The organism is Paracraurococcus ruber (assembly GCF_004353985.1).
In the GTDB taxonomy this organism is placed as follows: Bacteria; Pseudomonadota; Alphaproteobacteria; order Acetobacterales; family Acetobacteraceae; genus Paracraurococcus; species Paracraurococcus ruber.
Genome location: NZ_SMOA01000219.1, coordinates 1 through 9236, shown reverse-complemented (window position 1 = coordinate 9236; position 9236 = coordinate 1). Strand labels below are relative to the sequence as shown.

Below are 9236 nucleotides of genomic sequence, written 5' to 3'. Positions count from 1 at the left end.
CCGGCGGCCGCCTGCGCCGCCGCCGACTCGGCGCTGCCGAGGCGCGCCTGCAGGGCGCGGGCCTGCACCCGCAGCTGCACCGTGGCGCCGCGGGCGGCGAAGAGCTGGCGGATGGCGGCCGTCGCCTCGCGGTCGCCGGCGGCGGCGAAGAGCGCCCGCAGCGGCTCCGGGTGATGCGCACCGAGGCCGAGGACGCCGAGGCCATGGCCGTGCAGGAATTCGAAATGCGGATGCTCCGCCCGCAGCTCCTGCCAGAGCTTCCAGACGCCGAATTCGCGGTCATGCACCGCGGTGTCGTGGAACAGAACGACGCCCCCGTCGGCGACCGTGTCGCGCCACTGCGCGAAATCCTCGGCCACCGCCTCGTAGGTGTGCATGCCGTCGATATGCAGCAGGTCCACCTCGCCCGGCAGGAAGCGCGGCCGGGCGGCGTCGAAGCGCATGCGCAGCAGGCTGGAGAAGGCGGACCAGCGCGTTGCATTCAGCCCGGCGACGGCCTGGAACACCTCCTCGCCATACTGGCCGGCATGCGCGTCGCCCTCCCAGCCATCCACCGCGTAGCAGCGGGTGCCGAGGGCCAGTCGCTGCACCGCCTGGCAGAAGGCGCCGTAGGAGATGCCATAATGCGTGCCCAGCTCCACCAGGCAGCGCGGCCGCAGCACCTTGGTCAGCCAGAAGGCGAAGGGGATGTGCTCCACCCAGGCCAGCGCCGGGCCTTCCAGGTGTTCCGGCGCCCAGTCCAGCTCCGGCCCGGTCTCCAGCTCGGCCAGGCGGCGGGACAGGGCGGCACGGGACGGCGGCGGGAACCCGGGTGGGGTGGTGTCCATGTCGGGGTCTCCGGTCTGGCCTGGGGAATGTCCGGCCTGGGTCACGGTCCGGCAGGCGGCCGGGCCGGGATGCGGGGGTGGCCACCGCCGCCCCGGTTGCCGGGCAGCGGCCCCGCCGCCCCCCGTCGCCGCCGCGTCCGTAAGGTGAAGCGACCGGGCGGCACAGCAACCATCGCGTCCTGGCCTTGGGCTTTATTGAATGGGGGAACACCCTGTCCAGGCGGATAGTGCCGGATGGAGGCACTGCTCACGCCCTGTTCATGCGATGACTGCGCTCGCGAATGACGGATCGGTGATTGCGGGACCAAGATGCCGTGCCGCGGGCAAAAAAAAGGCGGCACACGAGGTGCCGCCGAGTTTAGGGAGGAAACGTCCAAGAATGCAGCCGGCGGCGGCCACTAGAACCACCGCTTGCTGCGCTGCACAATCTGGACCCGCCGCCGCCGCTTGGCAAGGGCAATGCGACGCGATCGGCTTGCACCATGGTCGGGGGGTGCCGGCCGGCAACCGCGATGGTGCGAAGGCGTTGCCCGCGCCCCCTTCCGGCCGGGCCGGTTCGCCATTCCGGCCGGCGGCGTTAGCATCGCCCGCCGCCATCGCCATATCCCCGCCGCCACCGCCACTGGAATGCCGCATGCGCTTCGAGTCCCTCTACCGCCACGGCTTCTCCCGCATCGCCGCCTGCACCATCCGCACCGCCCTGGCCGATCCGGCGGCGAATGCCGCGGCGATCCTGGCGGTGGCGCGGGATTGCGACGCGCGCGGCGCCGCGGTGGCGGTGTTCCCGGAACTCGCGATCTCCGGCTATTCGATCGAGGACCTGCTGCTGCAGGACGCGCTGCTGGATGCGGCGGAGGACGCGGCGGCAACCCTGATCGACGCGTCGCGCGCCCTGCGGCCGGTGCTGGTGGTGGGGGCGCCGCTGCGCCATGCGGGACGCGTCTACAACACCGCCCTGCTGATCCATCGCGGGCGGCTGCTGGGCGTGGTGCCGAAGACCTACCTGCCGACCTACCGGGAATTCTACGAAAGGCGGCAGGTCGCCGCGGGCGATTCGATCCCGCCCGGGGAGATCCGCTTCGCCGGCCAGCAGGCGCCTTGGGGCGCCGACCTGCTCTTCGCCGCCGAGGACGTTCCAGGCCTGATCCTGCACACCGAGATCTGCGAGGATTTCTGGGTGCCGATCCCGCCCAGTTCCGCCGCGGCGCTGGCCGGGGCGACGGTGCTGCTGAACATCAGCGGCAGCCCGATCACCATCGGCAAGGCCGAGACGCGGCGGATGCTGTGCCAGAGCCAGTCGGCCCGCTGCCTCGCCGCCTATGTCTACACCGCCGCCGGCGCCGGCGAATCGACCACCGAAGTGAGTTGGGACGGCCAGGCCGAGATCTGGGAGAACGGCGCCCTGCTGGCCGAGACCGCGCGCTTCCCGCGCGGCGCCCAGATGGCGGTCGCCGACGTGGACCTGGACCTGCTGCGGCAGGAACGGATGCGGCAGGGCACCTTCGACGACAACCGCCGCAACACTCCGGCGGCGCAGGCGACGCGGCAGGTGGCGTTCAGGCTGGACCCGCCCGACGAGGATCTCGGGCTCGAGCGCCCGGTGGAGCGGTTCCCCTTCGTCCCCGCCAATCCCGAGCGCCTCGCCCAGGATTGCTACGAGGCCTACAACATCCAGGTCGCCGGCCTGACGCAACGGCTGGAGGCCGCACGGATCAAGCGGATCGTCATCGGAGTCTCCGGCGGCCTCGACTCGACCCAGGCGCTGATCGTCGCCGCCAAGGCGATGGACCTGCTGGGCAAGCCGCGCACCGACATCGTCGCCTACACCATGCCGGGCTTCGGCACCTCCGCGGGCACCAAGGGCAACGCGCATCGCCTCATGGCCTCGCTCGGCGTCACCGCGCATGAGCTGGACATCCGCCCCGCCGCCCGGCAGATGCTGGCCGATCTGGGCCACCCCTACAGCCGGGGCGAGCCGGTCTACGACATCACCTTCGAGAATGTGCAGGCCGGGCTGCGCACCGACTACCTGTTCCGCGCCGCCAACTACGTGGACGGCATCGTGCTCGGCACCGGGGACCTGTCGGAGTTGGCGCTCGGCTGGTGCACCTACGGCGTCGGCGACCAGATGTCGCACTACAACGTCAATGCCGGCGTGCCGAAGACGCTGATCCAGCACCTCATCCGCTGGGTCATCGCCTCCGGCCAGTTCGGGGCCGAGGTGAACGAGACGCTGGAGGCGATCCTCGACACCGAGATCTCGCCCGAGCTGATCCCGGCCGAGGACGGCCAGGCGCTGCAGAGCACCGAGGCGAAGGTCGGGCCCTATGCGCTGCAAGATTTCAACCTCTACTACACGCTGCGCTACGGCTTCCGGCCTTCGAAGATCGCCTTCCTGGCGCTGCGGGCCTGGGGCGACGCGGCGCGCGGCCACTGGCCGCCGCACTTCCCGGACGAGAAGCGCGGCGCCTATGTGCTGCGCGACATCCGCCACTGGATGGAGGTGTTCCTGCAGCGCTTCTTCGCCTTCAGCCAGTTCAAGCGCAGCGCCATGCCGAACGGGCCGAAGGTGACGGCGGGCGGCTCGCTCTCCCCGCGCGGGGACTGGCGCGCGCCGTCGGACGGCAATGCCCGGGCCTGGCTGGAGGAGCTGCGGCGGAACGTGCCGGAGGCCTGAGCATCCCTGCCCCCGCCCGGCCGTTGCAGCGGCCTGGGAGGAAGGGGACGCCATGCCGAAGCACGGACTCATCCATGGCCCGCTGGGGCCGCATTGCATCCATCTCTGCGTCGACATGCAGAACCTGTTCTGCGACACCGCCTGGCACACCCCCTGGATGGAACGGGTGCTGCCGGTGGTGGAACGCCTGGCCGGCGCCCGGCCGGACCGCACCATCTTCACCCGCTTCATCCCGGCCCGGCGCCCGGGCGAGGGCCATGGCACCTGGCGCGGCTACTGGGAGAAATGGGCGGACATGACGCTGGACGCCCTGCCGCCCGACGCCATCGAGCTGCTGCCGCCGCTGCGCCGCCTGGTCCCGCCGGCGGAGCTGCTGGACAAGCCGGTCTACAGCCCCTGGGTGGACACCGACCTGCATGACCGGCTGCGGCGGCGCGGCATCGACACGCTGGTGGTCAGCGGGGCGGAGACGGATGTCTGCGTCCTCGCCGCCGTGCTGGGCGGCGTCGACCGCGGCTACCGGGTGGTGGTGCCGACGGATGCGCTCTGCTCCTCCTCCGACACCACGCATGACGCGCTGCTGACGCTGTACCGGGAACGCTACGGCCAGCAGGTGGAGACGGCGAGCTCGGCCGAGATCCTGGACGCCTGGGGGTAGCACGCCGCCGCTGGCGCAGCTTTGCGCGGGGCCGGGCGGCGAAGCATGGCAGGATCGCCGCGCCGTGACAGAGGCGGCAGCGGCATCCGCTGCCCGGCACCCGGGAGAGGCAGGCCATGGGCGAGGACCGCAGCCACCACACGACCATCGGCAACCACCGGCTGCGGCCGGAAACGCTGATGCTGGGCTATGGCTACGACCCCGCCCTGTCGGAGGGGTCGGTCAAGCCGCCGGTCTTCCTCACCTCCACCTTCGTCTTCCGCTCGGCCGAGGAAGGCCGCGACTATTTCGACGTGGTGGCCGGCCGGAAGGACGCGCCCGCGGGCGGCGCCGGCCTCGTCTATTCCCGCTTCAACCACCCGAACAGCGAGATCGTGGAGGACCGCCTCTCGCTCTGGGACGGGGCGGAGACGGCGCTGGTCTTCGGCAGCGGCATGGCGGCCATCGCCACCACCATCCTGGCGCATGCCCGGCCGGGCGACGCCATCCTGCACAGCCAGCCGCTCTATGGCGGGACGGAGACGCTGCTGGCGAAGACCTTCTCCGGGCTCGGCATCGCCGCGGAAGGCTTCCACGAGGGCGCGGAGCCCGATGCCATCCAGGCGGCGGCGGAGCGCGCCATGGCGCGCGGCCGGGTCAGCCTGGTCATGGTCGAGACGCCGTCCAACCCGCTGAACACGCTGGTCGACCTGGGCGCCGTCCGCGCCGTCGCCGACCGGATCGCGGCGAAGCAGGGCCAGCGGCCGGTGATCGCCTGCGACAACACCATGCTCGGCCCCGTCTTCCAGCAGCCGCTGCGGCACGGCGCCGATGTCGTGCTCTATTCGCTGACCAAGTATGTCGGCGGCCACAGCGACCTGGTGGCCGGCGCGGCGGTCGGCAGCCGGGCGCAGCTCCGCCCCATCCGGCTGCTGCGCGGCGCCATCGGCACCCAGCTCGATCCGCATTCCTGCTGGATGCTCGGCCGCTCGCTGGAGACGCTGTCGCTGCGGATGCATGCATCGGCCCGCAATGCCGAGGCGGTGGCGGATTTCCTCGGCCGGCATCCGCGCATCGCCGCGGTGCATGCGCTGAACCACCTGCCGGAGGGCAGCGCCGCCCGCCGCGTCTACGACACGCAGTGCAGCGGCCCCGGCTCCACCTTCAGCATCGAGATCGCGGGCGGCCAGGCGGAGGCCTTCCGCGTGCTGAACGCGCTGCGGGTGTTCAAGCTGGCGGTCAGCCTGGGCGGCACGGAATCCCTCGCCAGCCACCCGGCCAGCACCACGCATTCCGGCGTGCCGGCGGAGTTGCGGGCGCGCATCGGCGTGACGGATGGGTTGATCCGCCTCTCCATCGGCATCGAGCATGCCGACGACCTGATCGCCGACCTTGCCCAGGCGCTCGGGGCGCTCGACGCCGGCGGCTGAGGGGACGGCGCCGGGGGGGGCTGCCGCCCCGGCCCGGCGCGGCGGGGTGCCGCGCGGCGATGGTGGCGGGGGGCAGGCACGATCGGCCACGGCCGGGAGCCCGGCCGTCTGGCGCTGGCGACCGGGCTTCGCCTCCGGACCGCGGGGAGGCACTGCCGGTGCCCCTCCGTCGCGCCGCCGTGCGACGCCCCGCCCGGGACGGGCCGATCCGCCCCGGACGGTGCGTGCCGCCGCAACCAGGGACCCCGGCGCGATGGCGGTCCGGACGAGTTGATCCCGGCCGGTGACCATGCCCCGAGCGGGTCGGGTCGTGGCCGGCAGCGGGCGCGCCGGCGGAGGCCGCCTCGTCCCGGCGCCCGACCCGACGCCCCGCCGGCACCCCCCGTCGTCGGGCGTCCCGCCCCCCTTCCATGCAGTTCCCAGCGCCGCGGTGCGGCGCCGGGCGCGGCTGGCCAGCGCCCATTCCCGTGGCAAGGCCGGGATGGGGCGGCGTGACCATCTGGGCCCGCCGCCGGCGTCGCGCCGACGGGGGCATGCCCGGCCGGTGGCAAATCGGCCTGCCGCACCAGCCGCGGTCAGACGCCGGGCCCGCGGGCAAGCCGCCAGCCACTCCTGCCCGCCGCCCGGCCGTGCCTCGTCCGCAACGGCGGCGCCGGTGCCGCGCACCAGCCGCCGCCATGCGCCGGGCCCGCGGGCAAGCCGCCAGCCACCCCTGCCCGCCGCCCTGCCATTCCTTGTCCGCAACGGCGGCGCCGGTGCCGCGCACCAGCCGCCGCCATGCGCCGGGCCCGCGGGCAAGCCGCCAGCCACTCCTGCCCGCCGCCCGGCCGTGGCCCGTCCGCAACGGCGGCGCCGGTGCGCCGCATCCGGCCGCATCGCCGTGACGTGCCGCACAGAAATGGCCGCCGCGCCGGCCTATGCGCCTGGTCAGCGCCGCCGTGGTCCATGCCCTCTCATGGAAAGAGGCACAATTCTCACATTTCCGTGTTGACCTGACACACGAAAAGTTTATTGTATACTCATTCCAGCCGAGGTTTTCCGATGTCCGCGGCCCTTTCCCCGTCCGAACTGCATCACAGCCTGTCGCGGACCCCGTCTGCCCTCCCGGCCCGGCTTCGCCGCGGGCTCCATGCCCTGGCGAGCTGGGCCGGCCGTGGCGGCTACCGGCCGGAACGGCACTACATGCGCGGCGGGACCACCCAGGGCTCCCGCTCCCAGGCGGCCGCCCGGCGTGGCATCGCCGGCGACGCCTGACACACGGGAACGGACGCTCCGGCCCCCGGCCACCATCCACGCGCGCCGCCGCGTCGCGCGCCCCGCACCACCAGCCACCGGCCAGCCACCAAGGTGGCCGGCCTGGCACCCGCCCCGCCGCCGCGGCGGCTGCCGGATCGCCGGCCTTGGCCGCGCCGGCAAGGCGGCCGTGGCGGTTCGCCCCGGGATGCGCAGGCCACCGCCCCCCTCGCCCCCTGATTTAGGCATGCAGCGGGACGCGATCCGCCCGGGACGATCCCCGGCCTGCCCTGCCGCGCCAGCCGAGGCGGCCCCTGGCGGCACGATCGCCCGCCAGGCCAAGCCGTTGTTCTGCATGCCGCTTTCCGTCGGTGGCGCGGCCGGCGCCCCGTCATTCCGCTCTGGACGCCGTCGCGCGGCGGTGGAAGCCTGCGCCGCATGCCCGACCTGCTGCCGCTCTCGCCGCGCCTGCGCGCCACCGACGCCCCGCCTATCCCCGCCGCCCGTGCCTGGGCCGCACGCTATGCCGGCGGCGCCGGGCCGCTGATCGACCTCACCCAGGCGGTGCCGGGCTACCCGCCGCATCCCGACATGCTGGCCCGCCTGGCCGAGGCCGCCGGCAGCCGCGCCGCCGCCGGCTACGGCCCGATCGACGGCGACCCCGCCCTGCGGGAGGCCCTGGCCGCCGATGCCGCCGCCGTCTACGGGGCGGAGATCGGCGCCGCCGATGTCGCCATCACCGCCGGCTGCAACATCGCCTTCTCCATGGCCATGGCGGTGGCGGCCGGCGGCGCCGGGGCGGGCGTGATCCTGCCGACGCCCTGGTACTTCAACCACCGCATGGCGCTGGAGATGCAGGGCATCCCCGCCATCCCGCTGCCCTGCCGGGCGGAGGACGGGTTCCTGCCGGACCCGGACCGCCTGGCGCCGCTGCTGGCCGCCGGGGCGCGCGCCCTGGTCTTGGTCACGCCCAACAATCCGACCGGCGCGGTCTGCCCGCCGGCCCTGATCGAGGCCTGCGCCGCCCTCTGCCGCCGGCACGGCGCCTGGCTGGTGCTGGACGAGACCTATCGCGACTTCCTGCCGGCCGGCGGCCCGCCGCACGCGCTGTTCCAAGACCCCGGCTGGCGCGACGGGGTGGTGCATCTCTACAGCTTCTCCAAGGCCTATTGCGTGCCGGGCCATCGGGTCGGCGCCATCCTGGCCGGCCCCGCCTTCCGGACGGAACTGCTGAAGGCGCTGGACACCTGGCAGATCTGCCCGCCGCGGGCGGCGCAGGCCGCGCTCGCCTGGGCGGTGCCGGCGCTGGCCGACTGGCGCGCCGCCAACCGCGACCTGATGGCCGAGCGCGCCGCCGGCTTCCGCGCCGCGGTGGCGCAGCTGCCCGGCTGGCGGCTGGACGCGCTGGGCGCCTACTTCGCCTACCTCCGCGTGCCGGAGGACGGGCCGGATGCCATGGCGGTGGCGGAGCACCTGGCCGCCCGGCGCGGGCTGCTGGGCCTGCCCGGACCCTTCTTCGGCCCGGGGCAGGAGAGGCATCTCCGGCTCGCCTTCGCCAATGCGGCCATGGAGGCGATCGCCCAGGTGCCGGCGCGGCTGGCCCACTGACCGCGGCGCCGCGCCTGGCGGCAGGCGGCCCGGCCCGCCGTGCGATGGCCGGGGGTCGGCGATCGGAGTTGGAGCATCGGACCCACGGTCATCCGGGATGACCATGGGTGTCGTTCGGGTGCATTCGGGCACCGTTCGCGCCCGCGGGCACCCGTGCCCTGGCCCTGGCCCTGGCCCGCCGCAGGACGGGTTCGCCGCGACGCGCTTCGGGTCGCGTCGCGGCGGGCATCGTTCGGCCTCCGGCCGGCCGCGGGCCGGGCGAAAGGCCGCCGATATCAGACCACCTGCAGCCGCACCGGGACGTTGTTCCGCGTGGCGTTGGAATAGGGGCAGACCTGGTGCGCCTGCTCGACCAGCGCCTCCGCCTGGTCGCGCGGCAGGCCCGGCAGGCTGACCTCGAGGCCGACATCGATGCCGAAGCCACCCTCGCTGCGCGGGCCGATGCCCACCGTCGCCGTCACGCTGGCATCGTTCGGCACCTTCGGCCCGCCCTGGGACGCCACGAATTTCATCGCGCCGAGGAAGCAGGCGGCATAGCCGGCGGCGAAAAGCTGCTCCGGGTTGTTGCCCGGCCCGCCGCCGCCGCCGAGTTCCTTCGGCGTGGCCAGCTTCACGTCCAGGCTGCCATCGGCGGTGCTGGCGCGGCCATCGCGCCCACCGGTGGCGGTGGCGGCGGTGCGGTACTTCACGTCCACGGGCATGCGGCTCTCCCCTGCATCGCCGGCCGGAACGGCGCCGCTGGCGCCGGGTTGCCGGGCGGCCCGGGGCGGATGCGCGACGGGCCGCGGCAGGCGGCGCGGCCGCAGCGGTCGCGCCGCGCATCG

At 74.0% G+C, this 9236-nt stretch carries 7 protein-coding genes; 5 read left to right on the top strand and 2 right to left on the bottom strand.

From position 1 onward, the window contains the following. The coding region (locus tag E2C05_RS24720) for a class I SAM-dependent methyltransferase (RefSeq protein ID WP_133222310.1) at positions 1 to 827 on the bottom strand (827 nt) is incomplete at its 3' end. A gap of 634 nt (positions 828 to 1461) precedes the next feature. Here E2C05_RS24720 and E2C05_RS24715 point away from each other — a divergent pair. From E2C05_RS24715 to E2C05_RS24700, 5 genes are all read left to right on the top strand, one after another. Beyond that, complete coding sequence (locus E2C05_RS24715; protein ID WP_133222309.1) at positions 1462 to 3504, top strand: NAD(+) synthase; 2043 nt, start codon at positions 1462 to 1464, stop codon at positions 3502 to 3504. 52 nt (positions 3505 to 3556) lie between these two features. Continuing rightward, positions 3557 to 4162, top strand: a complete 606-nt coding sequence (locus E2C05_RS24710; RefSeq protein ID WP_133222308.1) for a cysteine hydrolase family protein — start codon at positions 3557 to 3559, stop codon at positions 4160 to 4162. Positions 4163 to 4278: 116 nt separating this feature from the next. After that, on the top strand, positions 4279 to 5571 hold the full coding sequence (locus E2C05_RS24705; RefSeq protein ID WP_133222307.1) for a cystathionine gamma-synthase family protein: 1293 nt from the start codon (positions 4279 to 4281) through the stop codon (positions 5569 to 5571). A 1041-nt stretch (positions 5572 to 6612) separates the two neighbouring features. Next, positions 6613 to 6825 carry a hypothetical protein gene (locus tag E2C05_RS34340; protein WP_205083042.1) on the top strand — a complete coding sequence of 71 codons (213 nt, stop codon included), beginning with the start codon at positions 6613 to 6615 and terminating at the stop codon, positions 6823 to 6825. A gap of 417 nt (positions 6826 to 7242) precedes the next feature. Then, the gene (locus E2C05_RS24700; RefSeq protein WP_133222306.1) at positions 7243 to 8412 is read left to right on the top strand and encodes an aminotransferase; all 1170 of its coding nucleotides are present in this window, start codon (positions 7243 to 7245) and stop codon (positions 8410 to 8412) included. A 275-nt stretch (positions 8413 to 8687) separates the two neighbouring features. Here E2C05_RS24700 and E2C05_RS24695 read toward each other — a convergent pair whose 3' ends face one another. Further along, positions 8688 to 9113 (bottom strand): organic hydroperoxide resistance protein, encoded by a 426-nt coding sequence (locus tag E2C05_RS24695; protein ID WP_133222305.1) that lies wholly within the window; start codon positions 9111 to 9113, stop codon positions 8688 to 8690. Between the last annotated feature and the right edge of the window lie 123 nt (positions 9114 to 9236).

Coding starts and splice junctions, on each gene's coding strand:
- E2C05_RS24705 (WP_133222307.1), top strand. CDS start 4,279: ATGGGCGAGGACCGCAGCCACCACACGACCATCGGCAACCACCGGCTG.
- E2C05_RS24715 (WP_133222309.1), top strand. CDS start 1,462: ATGCGCTTCGAGTCCCTCTACCGCCACGGCTTCTCCCGCATCGCCGCC.
- E2C05_RS34340 (WP_205083042.1), top strand. CDS start 6,613: ATGTCCGCGGCCCTTTCCCCGTCCGAACTGCATCACAGCCTGTCGCGG.
- E2C05_RS24695 (WP_133222305.1), bottom strand. CDS start 9,113: ATGCCCGTGGACGTGAAGTACCGCACCGCCGCCACCGCCACCGGTGGG.
- E2C05_RS24700 (WP_133222306.1), top strand. CDS start 7,243: ATGCCCGACCTGCTGCCGCTCTCGCCGCGCCTGCGCGCCACCGACGCC.
- E2C05_RS24710 (WP_133222308.1), top strand. CDS start 3,557: ATGCCGAAGCACGGACTCATCCATGGCCCGCTGGGGCCGCATTGCATC.